At 66.7% G+C, this 16,976-nt stretch carries 16 protein-coding genes; 8 read left to right on the forward strand and 8 right to left on the reverse strand.

Features of this window, described 5'->3' with window-relative positions:
• Window positions 1–10: 10 nt before the first annotated feature.
• The 6 genes from WS51_RS29050 to WS51_RS29075 form a co-directional block, all read right to left on the reverse strand.
• Window positions 11–1,975 (reverse strand): type II and III secretion system protein family protein, encoded by a 1,965-nt coding sequence (locus WS51_RS29050; RefSeq protein WP_069230259.1) that lies wholly within the window; start codon window positions 1,973–1,975, stop codon window positions 11–13.
• A 115-nt stretch (window positions 1,976–2,090) separates the two neighbouring features.
• The gene (gene cpaB, locus WS51_RS29055) at window positions 2,091–2,936 is read right to left on the reverse strand and encodes a Flp pilus assembly protein CpaB (protein ID WP_059451851.1); all 846 of its coding nucleotides are present in this window, start codon (window positions 2,934–2,936) and stop codon (window positions 2,091–2,093) included.
• A gap of 35 nt (window positions 2,937–2,971) precedes the next feature.
• Entirely contained in the window at window positions 2,972–4,372 is a 1,401-nt protein-coding gene (locus WS51_RS29060; RefSeq protein WP_069230260.1) for an ATP-binding protein, read from the reverse strand.
• Between the two features lie 32 nt (window positions 4,373–4,404).
• On the reverse strand, window positions 4,405–4,944 hold the full coding sequence (locus WS51_RS29065; RefSeq protein ID WP_069230261.1) for an A24 family peptidase: 540 nt from the start codon (window positions 4,942–4,944) through the stop codon (window positions 4,405–4,407).
• A 31-nt stretch (window positions 4,945–4,975) separates the two neighbouring features.
• Complete coding sequence (locus WS51_RS29070) at window positions 4,976–5,188, reverse strand: Flp family type IVb pilin (RefSeq protein ID WP_059502455.1); 213 nt, start codon at window positions 5,186–5,188, stop codon at window positions 4,976–4,978.
• Window positions 5,189–5,357: 169 nt separating this feature from the next.
• A complete protein-coding gene (locus WS51_RS29075) occupies window positions 5,358–5,540 on the reverse strand; it encodes a Flp family type IVb pilin (RefSeq protein WP_059451855.1) in 183 nt (60 codons plus the stop codon).
• 370 nt (window positions 5,541–5,910) lie between these two features.
• Between WS51_RS29075 and WS51_RS32360 the strand changes: the two genes are divergently transcribed.
• The 6 genes from WS51_RS32360 to WS51_RS29100 all read left to right on the forward strand — a co-directional run bounded on the left by WS51_RS32360 (window position 5,911) and on the right by WS51_RS29100 (window position 12,064).
• The gene (locus WS51_RS32360) at window positions 5,911–6,642 is read left to right on the forward strand and encodes a hypothetical protein (RefSeq protein WP_155773640.1); all 732 of its coding nucleotides are present in this window, start codon (window positions 5,911–5,913) and stop codon (window positions 6,640–6,642) included.
• Window positions 6,578–7,816 carry a glycosyltransferase family 87 protein gene (locus WS51_RS29080; protein WP_069230262.1) on the forward strand — a complete coding sequence of 413 codons (1,239 nt, stop codon included), beginning with the start codon at window positions 6,578–6,580 and terminating at the stop codon, window positions 7,814–7,816. The genes WS51_RS32360 and WS51_RS29080 overlap by 65 nt, the downstream gene beginning before the upstream one ends.
• Entirely contained in the window at window positions 7,813–9,192 is a 1,380-nt protein-coding gene (locus WS51_RS29085) for a glycosyltransferase family 87 protein (RefSeq protein ID WP_069230263.1), read from the forward strand. The genes WS51_RS29080 and WS51_RS29085 overlap by 4 nt, the downstream gene beginning before the upstream one ends.
• Window positions 9,193–9,220: 28 nt before the next feature.
• Window positions 9,221–10,264: a glycosyltransferase family 2 protein gene (locus WS51_RS29090; RefSeq protein WP_059502462.1), complete on the forward strand. Its 1,044-nt coding sequence runs from the start codon at window positions 9,221–9,223 to the stop codon at window positions 10,262–10,264.
• Window positions 10,265–10,279: 15 nt separating this feature from the next.
• Complete coding sequence (locus tag WS51_RS29095; protein WP_059770039.1) at window positions 10,280–10,663, forward strand: GtrA family protein; 384 nt, start codon at window positions 10,280–10,282, stop codon at window positions 10,661–10,663.
• A 324-nt stretch (window positions 10,664–10,987) separates the two neighbouring features.
• Complete coding sequence (locus WS51_RS29100; RefSeq protein ID WP_069230264.1) at window positions 10,988–12,064, forward strand: extracellular catalytic domain type 1 short-chain-length polyhydroxyalkanoate depolymerase; 1,077 nt, start codon at window positions 10,988–10,990, stop codon at window positions 12,062–12,064.
• A gap of 18 nt (window positions 12,065–12,082) precedes the next feature.
• Here the strand turns inward: WS51_RS29100 and WS51_RS29105 are convergent, their stop codons facing one another.
• The gene (locus WS51_RS29105) at window positions 12,083–13,855 is read right to left on the reverse strand and encodes a histidine kinase (protein ID WP_069230265.1); all 1,773 of its coding nucleotides are present in this window, start codon (window positions 13,853–13,855) and stop codon (window positions 12,083–12,085) included.
• 81 nt (window positions 13,856–13,936) lie between these two features.
• Window positions 13,937–15,349, reverse strand: coding sequence for a response regulator c-di-GMP phosphodiesterase, NosR family (gene nosR, locus WS51_RS29110; RefSeq protein WP_060256874.1), 1,413 nt, complete (start codon window positions 15,347–15,349; stop codon window positions 13,937–13,939).
• Window positions 15,350–15,580: 231 nt separating this feature from the next.
• On the opposite strand from nosR, the gene WS51_RS29115 reads away from it, so the two are divergent.
• Window positions 15,581–15,874: an antibiotic biosynthesis monooxygenase family protein gene (locus WS51_RS29115; RefSeq protein ID WP_069230387.1), complete on the forward strand. Its 294-nt coding sequence runs from the start codon at window positions 15,581–15,583 to the stop codon at window positions 15,872–15,874.
• A gap of 111 nt (window positions 15,875–15,985) precedes the next feature.
• Window positions 15,986–16,720, forward strand: a complete 735-nt coding sequence (locus tag WS51_RS29120) for an ABC transporter substrate-binding protein (protein WP_069230266.1) — start codon at window positions 15,986–15,988, stop codon at window positions 16,718–16,720.
• Window positions 16,721–16,976: the final 256 nt, after the last annotated feature.

Below are 16,976 nucleotides of genomic sequence, written 5' to 3' on the forward strand. Positions count from 1 at the left end.
TTGAATGGCTTCAACGATCGGTGGACGCAGGTTCCGCATTCGCCCGCGCGATCTGCGCGTGGGCGGCGGCCGGCAGGCTGTGCTTCGAACGCGGCGCGGGTTTGGCCGGCGTGTCGGAGCCGGCCGCCGCGAGGCGCGCGGCTGCGGCTTCGATGCGCGCGATCCGTGCCGCACTGGCCGCGTCGGCCTGCGATTGCGGCTGCGACGGCGGCTGCGACGGCGGCTGCGCGGCAGGCGCCGATTCGGCGTTCACCGCCCCTGCCGCGGCGGCCGCTGCAGCCGCCGGCTTCTCGGGCTGCGCCGGCACCGCTGCCGGTGCATCGGCGGGCTGCGGCGCCCGCGGTGCGGGCAGCGCGGCAGCGGGCGCGGTCGACTGCTGCGCGGGAGCAGGTGCCGGCGTCTGCGGTGCATTCGTCGCGCCGTTCGCCGGTTGCGCGTCCGGCTTGCGCACACCCTTGCGGCCTTCCATGTTGCCGGTCGCATACACGTCTGCTTCGTTGGGCTTCGAGAAGCTGTCGGTCGGCAACGGCACGTCGGCGGTCTGAAGCGGCCTCACCAGATGCGGCGTGATCACGAAGATCAGCTCGGTGCGGTCCTGCTGGAACGACGTGCTGCGAAACAGCGCGCCGAGCACCGGCACTTCGCCCACACCGGGAATCGCCTTGAGCGCGCCGCTCGCGTTGTCCTTGATCAGCCCGCCGATCGCGAACGATTCGCCGTCGCCCATCTGGACCGTCGTCGACGCGCGCCGCGTCGTGATCAGCGGCAGGATCGACGTGCCGCCGATGTTGGTCGCGCTCAGCGTGACGCCCGTCTGCGACAGCTCCGACACTTCCGGCGCGACCTTCAGGCTGATCCGGCCGTTGCCGAGCACCGTCGGCGTGAACTTCAGCGCGACGCCGAACTCCTCTTCCTGCAGCGTGATCGACGACGTGAGCGTCCCGCTGCTCTGCGGTACGGGAATGAAGATCTTGCCGCCGGCAAGGAACGTCGCCTCCTGGCCGCTGATCGTCACGAGGTTCGGCTCCGCGAGGATCTTGACGAGGTTGTCGGTGTTCTGCGCATCGGCCGCGACGCTGAACGGCTTGTTGTTCGCCTTGTTGAACACCGCACCGCTTGCGACACCCGCGAGCAGATTGCTGACGAGCGCGCCGCTCCACGAGCCGAAGCCGCCCTGGATGTTGAATGCGCTGCCCATCTGGTTGATCAGCGTCTTCGACACTTCGGCGACCTTCACCTCGAGCATCACCTGCTGCGGCGACGTGACGGCCAGCATGTTGAGCACGCCGGCGCCCTTGCTGCCGCCTTCAGCCGCACTGTCGCCGTATGCGTGGGCGATCTGCACGGCCTGCTGCGCGGCCTGCGAGTTCGACACGGTGCCGGCCAGCACGATCGTGCCGGCGGCGGTCGATACGTGAATGTCGCGCTCGTTCGGCATCAGCTGCAGCAGCGACGCCTGCAGCCCGCCGGCGTCCGCGCCGACCGCCACGTCGATCACGCGGCATGCGCCGCTGCGGCCCTGCACGATCATGTTGGTCGTGCCGACCGACAGCCCGAGGATGTAGAGCGTCTGCGGCGACACCATCGTCGCCTGCGCGACGGCCGGATTGCCGATCGTCCGGTTGCGGACCGGCTCCGGCATCGGCACCAGCAGCGACTTGCCGAGCGGCACGCTGACGCTGGTCGAGTCGCGCACCGCGCCCACGCAATTCGGTCCGCGCAGCGGGCCCGCCGATGCGGGGGGCGCCGCGGCAGGCGCCGGCGCCATGCTGATCGTCATCTGCATCGGCCCCTTGGCGACGGCAGCCGGCGCGCTCGCACCGCCCTTCGTCAGCGCGGCCGATTCCGCGCCTTCCTGGGCGAGCGCGCTGTAGACCGTCAGCCACCCCGTGCACAGGATCGCGGCCATCATCGTGCCCCGTGCAATGCGCGTGCGCACCGGGCCGGTACCTGAATGTTGCGGATTGATCTTCATTTCGTCTGATCCCCCGAGTGACCGGCGAGCCGCCGGTTGTCGACTTCCAAGGTCGCCGTGCCCTGACGGCGGCCGATCTGGTTAATCTGTTTATCTGGATGTTTGGTCTATGGCTTCAGAAGCATTCGACGCTGCCCCGCACGCCGGTCAGTACACCGACACAATCGCGCCGCGCTTCCGGTGCCGCGTGCGATGCAACGTGCACGCGCACGGTCCGGACGTGTTCGTGAGCCGGTGCGGGCGGCGCATCGGGTACCGGCGCCTTGCCGAGCAGCGTCAACTTCGTCGCGCCGTCGGTCGTCAGCGTCTTCTGGTCGACCTGGTTGCGCAGCACGAGCGACAGCGTGCCGACGCTGCGCGCGAGGTCGAGGCGCTCGGCCTGTTCGGGCGTGACTTCGAGCGTGACCGCATTGACGACCTTCGGTGCGGTGTCGTCGCGGCTCACCTGCTGCGCGACGGCCAGCACCAGGATGTGCTCGAGCACGATCTTGGAGATGCTCTGCCCGTCGGTCTTGCCCTGCTGTTCCTGCGTGTTGACGATCACGTCGACGTAGTTGCCCGGCAGCGCGAAGCCCGCGACGCCGACCACGTCGTTCACGCGCACGGTAATCGCGCGGCTGCCGTCGGCGATCACGGCGGACAGCCCGCCCTTCGTGCCGACCGGCGCGAGCTTCGACTCGATCACCGGCTCGCCGCGCGCGAGGCTCGTGCGCACGACGCGCCCTTCGAGTTCCTTCGTGTCGGTGAACGCGCCGGTCGGCACGCTGCCCGACGGCCAGCTCACCAGCCGGATCTGGTTCGGCCCGAGCGGCTCGCCCAGGTTGAGGTCGGTGGTCGCCACCGCGACCGACGTGACCGAGCTGCTGGATGTATTCATCAACCAGCGGGACGCGAACACGACCGCGGCGAGCCCCGCGACCATCGCGACGATCAGCATCATGAGCGCTCGACTGTTTTTCATGGCAATGCTCCTCAACGAATCGTGAAAGAAACGGCTCAACCGCTTATGTACGTGTGACCGCCGCGCTCGGCAGGCGGCAGATATCCGCCGTCGCGTTCGGGTGCGGTGCCGAAATAACTGGCCCATGCGTCGTGCAGCGCGTCGTGCGTCACCTCGGGCGGATCGCCGCGATACCGCGCGCCGGCGGCGACGAGGCGCAGCAGATCCATCGGGAAGCATGCGAGATATGCCTTGCCGGTCGGCAGGTGCAGCCGGTGCAGCAGATAGTCGAAGGCGTCCTGCGTCGCCACCAGTCCGAGCGACTCGCATGCGCTGTCGAACACCGCGCGGTAGTGGTCGATCGACAGCGGGCCGACGTGAAGCTTGGAGCCGAGCCGGCGCAGGAATGCGTCGTCGGCGAACTGTTCCGGCGCCAGGTTGCTCGAGAACACCGGCCACACGTCGAACGGCAGCACGAATCGATTGCCGGACTCGAGCGTCAGGAAATCGACACCGCGATCGAGCGGGCGCAGCCAGCGGTTGAGCAGGTCGCGCGGCTCGACACGCTGGCGGCCGAGATCGTCGATGATGTACATGCCCATGTTCGCCTTCATGTGCGGCGGCGCCTGGTAGAAGCCCGCTGCTTCATCGCGGCGCAGGTCGAGCTCGTCGAGCGTCAGTTCGCCGCCCGACATCACGACCGGCCGCTCGCACAGGCGCCAGCGGCGATCGACCGACCGGCCCGCCGGTTGCGACGGCGCATCGACATGCACGAGCGGATCGTGGATCTGGATCACTTCCCCGGCGGCATGGATCGCATACGGCACGGGTACGTGGCCGCCCATCAACGCGCCGAGCCGCTCGGCGAGGAACGTCTTGCCGCTGCCGGCAGGGCCGTAGATGAGCAACGGACGTCCGGAATTGAGCGCGGCGGCCGCCGAGTCGAGAATCTGCGTGTCCATCACGACGCCTTCGAATACGGCCCACACGTCGTTCTGCGCCACGCGCAGCTTGCGCACCGAATGGGCGGACACGCACGCGAGATACGCATCGAGCGTCACCGGCGCGGGCCCGCTGTAGCTGCTGCGCGCGGACTCCTCGAGCGCGGCCACGCGGCCCGCGTCCGTCAGGCGGAATGTCACGTCGAGGTCCGTCTTGCCGCGATGGGTCAGTTCGACCAGATGCTCGCGCACCAGGAACGCGAAGACGTCGTCGAGCACCGCGAGCGGCAGGCAGTGGCGCTCGATCAGCTCGCCGTATGACGGGCGACCGAGCACCAGCGTCGACTTCAGCACGAGCCCCGCGACGAACGCCTGGCTCAGTCCGGTTTCCTCGAGCGAGCGCGGTGCGGCAGGCAACGGCGTGCCCGGCTTCATGTGCGCCTCCCGCGATGGCGACGGATGCGGCAGGTGTGTCACCTGCGCGTCGCGCTTCGGTTCGGTGGAGATCGTGTTCATGTGCGTGTCATCCTCGTTGCGGGTTCGTCGCGCTAGACGCACGAAACGAACAGCATGCCCAGCGTGCCGGCGGCAATCGCCACGCCATACGGCAACGCGCCGACCGACGCGACTTCCACGGGGCCGTCGGTTGCCCCTGCATACGCGCGCATCGAGCGATGCGCGATCAGCGCCCGGACGTTCGCGCACATCTGGCGCAGGCGCCCGCGCAGCAACACAACGCCGATCGCGCCGATTCCGCCGGTCAGAAAGGTGGCCAGCACGATGTAGAACGTCATCTGTGCGCCGACCCATGCGCCGATGGCCAGCATCAGCTTCACGTCGCCCGCGGCCATCCCGCGCAGCAGATAGAACGGCAGCAGCATGCCGAAGCCTGTCGCCGCGCCGGCAAGCCACGCGAGCGCGCCCGCCTGGAGCCCGTGCAGCGCGCACTGGGCGATCAGCGCGCCGGCCAGCCCGATCGCGACGAGCCGGTTCGGGATGCGTCGGCTCGTGATGTCCGTGCTGGCCGCGACGACGACGAGCACGGTCACGCACAACGGAACCGGGTAAGGCAGCGCAGCAGGCAACATGGCGAACCTCGATTGGCTGTAATGGTCTGGATCACTGACCCAATGCGGTATTGACGGCCGTGGTCACGATCGACGCGATCGTGTCGTACGCGTCTTGAACCGATCCTTTCAGGACGACCACGCTTCCCAGTACGATGGTGGCGAAGACTGCCGCGATCAGCGCGTATTCGATCGATGTCACGCCCTGCTCGTCGTCGATCCATCGCGCTACCGCTACCGCTACCGCACGTCCGCTGGTCCGCATGACAGCCTCCGAATCGGTTGACCAGGAGAGCGGGGGAGACTCGAGCACTGCACCGGCCGAGTCATCCGCCGTTCGGTCCATTCGACATCTGTTGGGTTGAATGTCCGGCCCTGCACGAGCGACGGGATGGCGACGAACGGGCCGGACCAGCCATTCGTCGCCCCGCCATTCAGATCGCCGCGTTGAGATCGTCTGCAATCGTGTTGAAGACGGTCTTGAGATCGTTCCCGACCAGCGTCAGTGCTGCAACGAGGCCGACTGCGATCAATGCGGCAATCAGGCCGTATTCGATGGCCGTCACGCCTTGTTCGTCTTGAACGAAACCGCGGATCTTCTGGATGAACGTGGACATGGCTACTCTCCTTTCGCACTACTATGAAAACCCCGTTGTCGCGGATCGACGCGGGGAGCGGGTACTACCGGCACAACAAACGGATTCGGATGCCGCGCTCAGCGACGCACACGGCAGGGTACGAGCCTGGCCTGGCGAACGATTGCCGGTGAGCTGATGCGTGCGATATGCATGCGTGCTGCGATCCGGCGAATGACGCGATCGAGCAGAACGGCGAGGCGACCGCTCCGGGCATGAATACGGATTGAGCGAATGACGCAAACGCGTCGTTGCGACTGCGGGCTTTCTTCGCGGCATGCGAGCCGCGGCGTGCTCTGGTCTTTCATTTTTATTCCCCAAATGCTGTCATGTGATTCTTTTTGCGCGGACGATGCCGTCGCCTGTTTCGCCCGGTCGACGTTTCGGCGGTTTTCAAGGCCTGGGCGGCGTATTCCCCGACGCGCCCTCGATCCATTGCTTTCCGCAGGTGATTGAATCCGGTCTTGTCTGTCCGTTGCTTCAACCGGTCGTTCATCACGTCGTCGACTGTCGTGCGGACCTTGACGCAAAGAGCAGGCCAGCGGGAAGGAAAACCAGGCGCAGCAAGGGTTCCGTCGAATCACCCGACAATCGGGTTTCGGCGCGCTGCACAAAATGTTTCAGATTTGATATACGCCTGCCGCCCGGCGCCGCGTGCCGGCTGCGCCCGGTCGCGCTGTGCAAGGGCTCAAAAAAATTTTCTCGGGATTTTCCCGAATCCATGTCGCCCGTCCGCCGACGTGCCTTCGGCATACCGCCAGACCGGCCAAAAACCCGGAATGTTTCAAGCGAGAAACATCATTTGCGCCGGTACGGTTTTCTCAGACCAGAAAACCCGCTTTTCAGCCGCGTCGCGGTCGAATCGCCATTTCGCGATTCGGCCCGCGGTTTGCGTCTCACGATTTTTTCTCCAACAATGCATTCACCGGACAGCGCCATCGAGCGCGATTCGATCCGGATAAACGACAACACAAAAAGGTTGCGGCAGATCAGGCAGCCTTCACCGCAAACGGGGCATCATGTACACAGCCAATCGTGGAGTACGCTATCGCGCCAAACGCTGTGCTCAATGGCTGACGGCTGACCGGATCGTTCCGTACAGTTGCGTCATGCTGCTTCTGTGCGTGACCTTTCTGGTCATCTGGGGTGTCGTGACGGATACCTTCACGTCGCAGACGACTGCCCGCCCGGGTGTCGACTTCTCCGTCTTCTGGACCGCGTCGCAGCTCGTGCTGCAAGGTCATGCCGCGTCGACCTACGACCCGGTCTTCTTCTCTCATGCCGAGGTCGCGCAGTTCGGTGCCTATATCGGTCACCAATCGCTGCCCTGGCTCTATCCGCCGACGATGCTGCTGTTCATCGCGCCGGTTGCCCTCGTGCCTTTCCTGCCCGCGTATTTCCTCTTTTTTGCGGGCAGTCTTTTATGCTATGCGTACGCCGTGCTGCGACTGTCGGGCCTGCGTGCGCACCTGCCCGTTCCGCGCGCCGCCGCGCTCGTCGTGCTCGCCTACTCCGGCGTGTTCGCGTCCGTGCTGTACGGGCAGAACAGCATCCTCACCGCCGGCATCGCCGCACTCGCACTGCATTTCCTTGGCCGACGCCCGATCGTCGCCGGCATGCTGATCGGGTTGCTCGCGATCAAGCCACAGATGGCGATGGTGTTTCCGTTCGTGCTGATCGCGACGCGGTCGTGGCGAACCTTCATGTCGGCGGCGATCACGACCGTGCTGTTCGCGGTGGCCGGCGTCGCGCTGACCGGCACGGGCTCCCTGAACGGGCTGGCTCATGCGATGTCGATCGTGCGCGGCATGCATTTCACCCTTCCCGCCTACTGGTTCGTCTCGCCCACGCCGTTCGCGGCGCTGCGCCTCGCGGGTGCATCGATTCCCGTCGCGCTTGCCGCGCAAATCGCCGTCGGGCTGCTCGCCATCTCCGCCGCCATTCAGGTCTGGCGCCGCACGGACGACATGCGGCTGCGCGCCGCGGCGCTCGTCGTCGCCACACTGCTGACCACGCCCTATCTTTGGCATTACGAACTGGCGTGGCTCGGCATCGCGGTGTTCTGCCTGGTCGCCCACGGGCTGGACGAAGGCTGGCTGCCGGGAGATCAGATCGTGATCGTGCTCGCGTGGCTGCTGCCGGTATTCGAGGTGTTCAACCGCATCACGAAGCTGCCGCAGATCGGGCCGGTCGTGCTGCTTGCCGTTCTTTTCGTCGTCGTGCGTCGCTCGACCCTCGGGTCGCGGAATGCGCCATGAAATCGCCGCTCTCCCTTCTGCGCGTCGATTCGGCCATCGATGCCCATCCGGAGCTGCCGATCGCCGGGCCGCGGCGATTCCCGCACTGGCTCAATCGTGATCGTGTGCGTCTGTACGCGACGGCGGTACTGTTCACCGAGTTGCTGTTCATCTGCGTCTATCTTGCGCGCGTGCATGCGTCGCACACGGGCGTGCCCGAACCGCTCGCGCAGGATCTCGCCCCGATCTGGAGCGCGGCACGACTCGCCGCGCTCGGGCATGCGGTGGACGCGTGGCACTTCTCGTCGCTGTTCGCAATCGAGAAACTCGCGATTCCGACGATGAATGCGGCGGACGGCTCGCTGCCCTGGCTCTATCCGCCGACCATGTTGCTGCTGGTGCTGCCGCTCGGCTGGATGCCGTACCTGCTCGCGCTGGTGTTGTGGCTCGGCGTTACCTGCGTGCTGTTCGCGATGACGATCCGCTCGATCGTGCAGCGCGATGCTGCACTGCTCTGCGCGATTGCGTTCCCCGGTGCGTTCCTTACGGTGATCGTCGGGCAGACGAGCCTGCTTACCGCGACGCTCGCCGGCTTCGGGCTGCTGACGCTCAATCGCCGGCCCGTCATCGCCGGTATTTGCTTCGGGTTGCTGACGATGAAGCCGCAGATGGCAGTGCTGTTCCCGCTCGCGCTGCTGTGCGCCGGGCAATGGCGCGCACTGGCCGCGTGGGCCACGACGATCGCCGTGGGCGTTCTACTGACGACGCTCTCGTTCGGCATCGGATCGTGGATCGCCTTCGTGCACGGCATCAACGACGCGTATCAGACGGTCAACGCGGGGCACGTCAAGCTCGCGCGCATGCCGACCGTGTTCGCGCTGGCCACCCTCGCGGGGTGGCCAGCTCATGTCGCGCGCGGCCTGCAGCTGCTGTCGGCCGCCGCCGCCGCGATCGCCGTCGTGTACGCATGGCGTGGCGCGTGTTCGTACGCGTTGCGTGCCGCCACGCTCGCGTGCGCATGCCTGATGGTCAGCCCGTACCTGTACGACTACGACCTGACCTGGTACGGGCTCGTGATCGCGTGGTATGCGCGCTATGCGTGGACGCACGGCTGGCGACGCCTGGATCGCGAATGGCTGCTGCTGATGTGGGTAACGCCGCTGGCCGGCCTCGCAATCGTCACGCACCTGCCGTTCCAGTTCATGCCGCTCGTCACGCTGGCGTCGCTGGCGATGCTCGTCAGCCGGATCGCACGAGAAAGGCACGACGTGCCGTCGATGCCCGACGCACGCGACAACTCGACCGAGACCGGATTCCCGCATCCGGTCCGCTCACACCACCGCCCGGCGCACGGACTGCGCCGCACCGGCCGCCCGACCTTCGGCACCGGCCGCTGACACGCACGTCATTACAGGGGAACCCATCATGCGCGAACCACTCTACACACCGCTCGTCTCGCTGGTCGTACCGTTCTACAACGAAGGCGAGGCCGTCGAACGCTTCTTCGACGTCGTGATTCCGCTGATGGCCGGTCTCGATGCATTGCGCTTCGAGATCGTCTGCGTGAACGACGGCAGTCGCGACGACACGCTCGAGCGCCTGATCCGCGTCAGCATGACCGATCGCCGCGTGCGCGTCATCGATCTCACCCGCAACTTCGGCAAGGAAGCGGCGCTGACGGCCGGCCTCGACGAAGCGGCCGGCGACGCGGTGATTCCGCTCGACGCCGACCTGCAGGACCCGCCCAGCCTGATTCCGGTCATGCTCGAGCACTGGCGCGACGGCGCCGAAGTCGTCGCCGCGAAGCGCAGCAACCGCGCGTGCGATTCGTTCGCGAAGCGCACCGCCGCCGCGATCTACTACCGCGTGCACAACATGCTGTCCGACGTGAAGCTGCCGGAGAACGTCGGCGACTTCCGGCTGATGGACCGCAAGGTCGTCAACGCGCTGCGCAGCCTGCCCGAGCGCCATCGCTTCATGAAGGGCCTGTTCGCGTGGGTCGGCTACCAGACCGTGATCATCGAGTATCAACGCGAGGCGCGCAGCGCCGGGCACTCCAAATTCTCCGGCTGGAAGCTGTGGAACTTCGCGCTGGAGGGGATCACGAGCTTCAGCACCGTGCCGCTGCGCAGCTGGACCTACATCGGCCTCGGCATCGCCGCGCTCGCATTCCTGTATGGCGCGTTCATCGTCGGCCGCACGCTGCTGTTCGGCAACCCGGTGCTCGGCTATCCGTCGCTGCTGTCGGTGACGCTGTTCATCGGCGGGATCGAGCTGATCGGCATCGGCGTGGTCGGCGAGTACATCGGACGCATCTACGACGAGTCGAAGCAACGCCCCGTCTATCTGATTCGCCGCCGCTACCAGACGCACGCCAAGGTGATCGAGCTGCCGATCGCGCGCGATGCGCGGCGCCCGAACGCTCGCCGCCGCGCACAGCCGGCGCGCGTGCGCGTGGGCGCACGCTGAGCAGCGGAGCCGGCAATGTTCGAACTGCTTTATGCCGAGCGCGTGCGGCTCGCGCGCTTCGGCCTGTCCGGGCTCGGCTCGACCGCGCTGCACATGCTGGTCGCATCCGCGATGTACGCGCTGTTCGACGCGACTCAGGTGATCGCCAACGCCGTCGCGTTCGTCTGCGCCACCGCGTTCTCGTATCTCGCGAATACGCTGTGGAGCTTCTCGTCGACCGTGCATTCTCGCAACCTGCTCCGCTATCTGACCGCCGCGCTGGCCGGCTTCGCCGAAACGATGTTGCTCGCGCACACCGCCGAGCTACTCGACGTGCCGCGCGGCTGGGCAATCGTCGCGATCGCGCTGCTGATCCCGCCGACGATGTTCGTGGTGCACCGGTTGTGGACGTATCGGTGAAGCGGCGGCGTCCGCTCGCATGTAATCGTTTTCCGTCGGTGCCGGGGTCGGATTACTCATCCATCGTTCACGGAACCATCGCACCCGGCACGCGCAACGCCTGCTAGCATGGTGCGTACCGGGCCGAATCGGGACGCTATTGGATCGCCGTCACGTGACGCGGAGTTCTGCCGGTCATCCGCGTCCCGTGTCGGCGTTGCCGCCGCACTTCGACGCGAACGCTGCCCGAGGCACGCATCGTGCGCTGCCACCCGCATCCGTCCTCCATCCAGCGGCGGGCTTCGCCACATGCAGTCGCGCGAGCCGCCGGCACGAGATTCGTCCATGCCCAGGAAAAAATCCAGCCTCTGGCTACGGCCGTTCGATCTGTTTTCCGCCGCGGCAAGTACGCGACCCAAAAGGAAGACTACCAAACCGGCGGTAGCGGCCAAGCGCTCCGCCAACATGCGGCCACCGCGTCGCATAGAATCGGCGCCCGCCGCGCGAACGTCGCCGCACCACGCACCCGGCACGTGGCTGCGGTCGTTTCATTCCGCGCGCCCGGCCGCAGGCCGCCTCGTCAACCATCTCGCCTACGCGCTATACCTGCCCGCCACTTCGGCGTCGAGCGAGGGCATGCCCGTCGTCGTGATGCTGCACGGTTGCAAGCAGACGGCCGAGTCGTTCGCCGCGGGCACGCGCATCTGCCGCATCGCCGAACGCGCGGGGTTTGCCGTGCTGTTTCCCGAACAGGCTAAAACCGCCCACTCGCATCGTTGCTGGAACTGGCATGGCGATGCGTCGCAGTCGGAGGCGCCGGCCGTTGCGTCGCTGATCGACGAGCTCGTGCAGGCGCGCGGATTCGACCGCGACCGGATCTATCTGGCCGGCATGTCGGCCGGCGCGGGGCTCGCGGCACGGCTCGCGATCGAATCCCCCGGCCTGTTCGCGGCCGTCGGCCTGCACTCGGGTCCGGCCATCGCGCCGCCGTTGTCGACGATGGCCGCGATGAGCCTGATGCGCCGCGGCCTGCGCGACGATCCGATCGGCGTCGTCGACACCTGCGTCGACGTGCGCGCTTATCCGGGCATGCCCGCGCTCGTCGTGCATGGCGGACTCGATTCGGTCGTCGCCGAGCAAAACGCGCGGCAGCTCGGCATCGCGTTCGCGCGCATCAATCGGCTCGTCGACGAGCAGGGTGAACTGCGCGTCGGCGAGCAACATACCTACACGCAAGACGATGTCGATTACACCGACTATCTGCGCGGCGGCCGGCTGATCGTGCGGGTCTGCATCGTCCGCCGCCTGGCGCATGCGTGGAGCGGCGGCGATCCGCGCGAGGCGTTCCACTCCGCGACAGGGCCGGACGCGACCGCGATGTTCTGGAATTTCTTTCGCAGGCGGCGCAGGCGGGCACGATGACGGCGCGTCATTGCGCGGTCATGCCTGCTGCCCGACTTCCGCTGCCGCATCCGCACTGCCGGCCGCGCGTCGGATCGGCAGACGGACACAGAACGTCGTGCCGCACCCCGGCTCGCTCGTCACATCGATTGCGCCGCGATGACGCTCGACGATGCCGTGCGACACCGACAGCCCCAGCCCCGTACCCTGCCCGACCGGCTTCGTCGTGAAGAACGGATCGAAGATCCGCCGAACGACGTCGGGCGTCATGCCGGTTCCGGTATCGCTGATCGCGATCGACACCTGTTCGCCGTCGCTCGACGTGCGAATCGTGATCACGCCGCGCACCGGAATCGCGTGCGCCGCGTTGACCAGCAGGTTCATGAATACCTGGTTCAACTGCGACGGAAGGCATTCGACCTGCGGCACGTCGCCGTAGTCGCGGACGATGTCGGCCTTGTACTTGAGCTCGTTGTGAACGACGTTGAGCGTGCTCTCCAGGCCCGCGTGAATGTCCACCACGCTCCACTCGCCGCTACCCGGTCGCGAGAAATCGCGCAGGTCCTGCACGATACGGCGCACCCGCAACGCGCCGTCGATCGATTCGTCGATCAGCGTCACGATCTCGTCGCGCACGTAGTCCAGATCGGCCGCGCCGCGCATCGCCGTCAGCGCATCGCGCGTCGCCGGTTCCAGCTGCGTCAGCGCGGCGTCATGCGCTGCGATCACGTCGAGCAGGCTTCGCACCCACGTTCTCAGCGTATTGAGGTTCGCGCTGATGAAGCCGATCGGATTGTTGATCTCGTGCGCAACGCCGGCCGCGAGCTGACCGATCGACGCGAGCTTTTCCGATTGCAGCAACTGCACGTGGGTTTCCTCGAGTGCGCGCAGCAGGCGCCGCTGTTCGTCCTTCTCCTGTTCGAGCCGACTCTGGGCCGCCCGCCGTTCGTCGATCTCGGTCGCCATGTTCTCGCGCGTGCGCTGCAGCATCGCCGTCGTCTGTTCGTAGCGCCGCAACGCCGTTTCGAGCTCCGCGGTGCGCAGTCGAACCAGCCGTTCGAGCGTGTCCGTCATCCCGCGCAGGAAGGTCGTGCGCGCATCGAAGCGGCAGACGAGCAGCGTGACGATCAGCGTCGCCATCGTGAACAGCGCGATGGTCGTCGCGAGCCACGGCGCGTCGATGCCGTTCGCGGCGCCGCAGCGCGCGTCCGGCGCGAAATGCGCGGCCGCCATCGCCGTGTAGTGCATGCCCGTGATCGCGATGCCCATGATCAGCGCGGCGCCGATGCGCTGCGCCGTCGCATGGCGCGCCTGTTGCGCGCGCAACGTCTGCGCCATCCAGAGCGCGACGGTCGATGCGATCACCGCGACGCCGATCGACGCCGCGAACAGCGCGGGATCGTAGCGAATGCCGGGCGCCATGTGCATCGCGGCCATACCCGTGTAGTGCATTCCGACGATTCCGGCGCCCATCAGCACACCGCCCGCCAGCAAGCGCCGGCGGCTCAACCGCGCGCGCGTGACGACGTTCAGCGCGAAATACGACACGAGCACGGCGATCGCCAGCGACGCGCCGGTATCCGGCAACGCGTAGCCCAGCGGAATCGGCAGCGACAGCGCCAGCATGCCGACGAAATGCATCGACCAGATTCCGGTGCCCATCGCGGCCGCGCCGCCCGCCAGCCACGCGCGCTTGAGCGCCGGATTCTCAAGCAGCGAAATGAATGCGGCCAGATCGAGCGCCGTATAGGAGGCCAGCGTCGCGATCACGAGCGACAGCAGGACTAGCAGCAGGTTGTAGGTGCCATGCATGATCGAGCGCCCCCGTCGAAATGAACGCGTTGCCGCGATGTGCGACCGCTCGCACGCAGCGGCCGAGCAGTCCGCGCAACGTCACGCAGGCGGCGTGCCGCCCGGCGCAGACGCCGACTCCGACGCTGCGGTGCCCGTCAGCACGAGGATGTCGAACGCCGTGCCTTCGCGCGCCTCGAAACGGCGCACGAGCTCGATCTGGTGCGCCGACATCACGCTGCCCTTCGTCATCAGCAGCACGCCGCGATGGGTGCGCAGATCATCGGCGAGCTGCATGCCCTCGCGCAGCTGCTCGGACCGGATTTCCGCGACGGACGCCGCGATGCGCAGGCTCGCCGGATCCCGCACCAGTTCGATGAAGCGCGCGACCAGCAACGGGTCGTAACGCACGCCGGCCTGGGAGTGCAGCACGTCGATCGCCTGCTCGATCGAATGCGGCGAACCGATTTCGCCGTTGCGCAGCCCTTCGAAATCGCGCGCGATCGCGACGATCCGCGAGCCGAGCGGAATCGCGTCGCCCACGAGCCCGTCCGGCGTGCCGCGTCCATTGAATCGCTCGTACTGGTGCAGCACGATCGACGCGACCTTGTGCAATTGCGCGACCGGTGTGAGGACCATCTGCGCGCGCAGCGGATGCTGCTGGAACAGGCTGTGTTCGTCCGTCGTCATCTTCACGATCGGCTTGTGCAACAGCTCGTCGGGCAGCGACAGCTTGCCGATGCCGTGCAGCAGCCCCGCGAAATACACGTCCTGCGCGTGCAGGCTGCTCATCCCCGCCGACAGCGCGAGACGGCGCGCGATTTCGCCGACGCGCATCGCATGCCCGCTCGCCGACCCGCAGCGCATCTCGATCATGCTCGCGCAGACCTGCACCATCGCGGTGAAACTGCTTTTCAGGTCGTGCTGCGCCGCTTCGAGAAACATCACGGTCTGCCCGAGCTCCTCGGTGCGCGCGCGAACCTGCGTTTCGAGTTCCGTGTTGAAGCGGCGCAGCGTTTCGTTCTGCGCTTCGGTCAGCGCCGCCAGCCGCGCGGCCTCGCCGCGCAGGCGCCGCTGTTCGAGCGCCTGCTCGATGGTCATCAGCAGGTCGTGGTCGTCCCACGGCTTGTTCAGGTAGCGATATACGCCGCCTTCGTTGACGGCCTCCACGATCGACGCGATGTCGGAATAGCCGGTGAGCAGGATACGCATCGTGTCCGGGTACAGCGAGCGGGCACGGGCCAGAAATGCCGCGCCGCTCAGGTTCGGCATGCGCATGTCCGACACGATCAGGTCGACCTCGGTCGACGCCAGGATGTCCAGCGCGGCTTCTCCGCTTTCGGCGGTCAGGATCTCGTAGCGCGCGGGCCGCAACACGCGCTTGAGCGCGGACAGCACGCTCGGTTCGTCGTCGACCAGCAGGATCGACGCAGGGGCGACGGCGTTGCCGGACGCGGCTTCGGCGATCGTTTCGGGTGGTGCATCATTCGTTCCGTTCATCGCGGATGTCGTCATGGCTCGCCTCGGAGTATTTATCTTCACTACCTCTGTGACATCGGCGCCTGACGCGCATTCCATATTGGGGAAAACGCTGATTCGTATGAGCCGATCGGCGGCATCGGGCGCACGGTGGATCGCGCGCGAGACGGCATCCGGAACGCGCGATGCGGACTTCCGGTATCGTTGCGGAACGCGTCGAGCATGGCGCGCCCGTCGCATCATTCACCCCGCATGGAGCATTCATTCATGATTCTGGAAATGGCATCGCTCGAAATCGATCCGTCGCAGGCCGAGCAATTCGAATCGGCGGTTCGCCAGGCGCTCCCGCTGTTCGCCCGCGCGCGCGGCTGCGGCGGCGCCGAGCTGCACCGCGTGATCGAGCGCGACGGCGGCTACCTGCTCGTCGTCAAATGGGACACCGTCGACGATCACATGGTGCATTTCCGGCAATCGGACGACTTCCGGGCGTGGCGGCAACTGGCCGGGCCGTTCTTCAAGAGCCCGCCGCAAGTCGTGCATACGGAAGTCGCGGTGAAGTAATCGAAGCGAAGCGATCGCCGCAACGCGCAAACCGATCCGTCGCGCACGACGCTGCCTCGGCGCGCTGACCGTTCGCCGTTCCGGCCCATCCGATTCCATACGAGCCCTCTCATGACCATCGATCCTTCCGTTCTCTCCGCATTCACGCCGGCGGGCAAGCTGCGCGCGTCGATCAATCTCGGCAATCCGATCCTCGCGAACCGCGACCCGGCCACCGGCGAGCCGTTCGGCGTATCGATCGACCTCGCGCGCGCGTTTGCCGAGCGGCTGTCGGCCGAACTCGAACTCGTCGTGTTCGACACGGCCGGCAAGTCGGTGCAGGCGCTGACCGACGAGCGCGCCGATTTCGGCTTCTTCGCGATCGATCCGCTGCGCGGCGAAACGGTCGCGTTCACCGAACCTTACGGGCTGATCGAAGGCTTCTATCTCGTGCGCGCCGATTCGACGATCCGCGACAACGCGGACGTCGACCAGCCGCACAATCGCGTGACCGTCGGCAAGGGCAGCGCATACGACCTGTTCCTCACGCGCGAACTGAAGGCCGCGCAGATCGTGCGCGCACCGACATCGCAGGCCGTCGTGCAGACGTTCGTCGAGCAGCAGCTCGAAGTCGCGGCGGGCGTGAAGCAGCAACTCGAGGCCGATGCGGCGAAGACGACGGGCCTGCGCCTGCTCGACGAGCGCTTCATGGTGATCCGCCAGGCAATGGGTGTGCCGAAGAGCCGCGGCGAAGCTGCCGCCGCGTTGCTCGGCGCGTTCGTCGAGGAGATGAAGGCATCGGGCTTCGTCGCGGATTCGCTGCGGCGGCATGGAATCGTCGGCGCGTCGGTCGCGCCGTGTGCGTGATCGGCGCAAGCGTCAGCCATCCTTACGATGCGGTCGCGCCAGGTCGGTGCTGCCAGTAGGAAGCGCCACGCCATCCTGGAGGCGTCACCGCGGGAACACGCTACACAGCACGACATACGACTTCAACGACGAGAATCTGGTCGTCGGGTCCGCGTTCTGGCCCGACTGGTGGAGCGTTTCCTGCCTTCGGACGCCGGCAACGGGCGATGACGCAACGAGCGTCGCCGGGTGCCTGGACGGTGTTTGCGTCAATATC

It is taken from the genome of Burkholderia territorii (assembly GCF_001718335.1).
GTDB classification, from domain to species: domain Bacteria; phylum Pseudomonadota; class Gammaproteobacteria; order Burkholderiales; family Burkholderiaceae; genus Burkholderia; species Burkholderia territorii.

Bases quoted from the DNA above. Each gene is read 5' to 3' on its own strand.
- WS51_RS29085 (WP_069230263.1), top strand. From the start codon at position 7,813: ATGAAATCGCCGCTCTCCCTTCTGCGCGTCGATTCGGCCATCGATGCC.
- WS51_RS29065 (WP_069230261.1), bottom strand. From the start codon at position 4,944: ATGTTGCCTGCTGCGCTGCCTTACCCGGTTCCGTTGTGCGTGACCGTG.
- nosR (WP_060256874.1), bottom strand. From the start codon at position 15,349: ATGACGACATCCGCGATGAACGGAACGAATGATGCACCACCCGAAACG.
- cpaB (WP_059451851.1), bottom strand. From the start codon at position 2,936: ATGAAAAACAGTCGAGCGCTCATGATGCTGATCGTCGCGATGGTCGCG.
- WS51_RS29090 (WP_059502462.1), top strand. From the start codon at position 9,221: ATGCGCGAACCACTCTACACACCGCTCGTCTCGCTGGTCGTACCGTTC.
- WS51_RS32360 (WP_155773640.1), top strand. From the start codon at position 5,911: ATGCCGTCGCCTGTTTCGCCCGGTCGACGTTTCGGCGGTTTTCAAGGC.
- WS51_RS29075 (WP_059451855.1), bottom strand. From the start codon at position 5,540: ATGTCCACGTTCATCCAGAAGATCCGCGGTTTCGTTCAAGACGAACAA.
- WS51_RS29080 (WP_069230262.1), top strand. From the start codon at position 6,578: ATGTACACAGCCAATCGTGGAGTACGCTATCGCGCCAAACGCTGTGCT.
- WS51_RS29115 (WP_069230387.1), top strand. From the start codon at position 15,581: ATGATTCTGGAAATGGCATCGCTCGAAATCGATCCGTCGCAGGCCGAG.
- WS51_RS29120 (WP_069230266.1), top strand. From the start codon at position 15,986: ATGACCATCGATCCTTCCGTTCTCTCCGCATTCACGCCGGCGGGCAAG.
- WS51_RS29070 (WP_059502455.1), bottom strand. From the start codon at position 5,188: ATGCGGACCAGCGGACGTGCGGTAGCGGTAGCGGTAGCGCGATGGATC.
- WS51_RS29050 (WP_069230259.1), bottom strand. From the start codon at position 1,975: ATGAAGATCAATCCGCAACATTCAGGTACCGGCCCGGTGCGCACGCGC.
- WS51_RS29060 (WP_069230260.1), bottom strand. From the start codon at position 4,372: ATGAACACGATCTCCACCGAACCGAAGCGCGACGCGCAGGTGACACAC.
- WS51_RS29100 (WP_069230264.1), top strand. From the start codon at position 10,988: ATGCCCAGGAAAAAATCCAGCCTCTGGCTACGGCCGTTCGATCTGTTT.
- WS51_RS29095 (WP_059770039.1), top strand. From the start codon at position 10,280: ATGTTCGAACTGCTTTATGCCGAGCGCGTGCGGCTCGCGCGCTTCGGC.
- WS51_RS29105 (WP_069230265.1), bottom strand. From the start codon at position 13,855: ATGCATGGCACCTACAACCTGCTGCTAGTCCTGCTGTCGCTCGTGATC.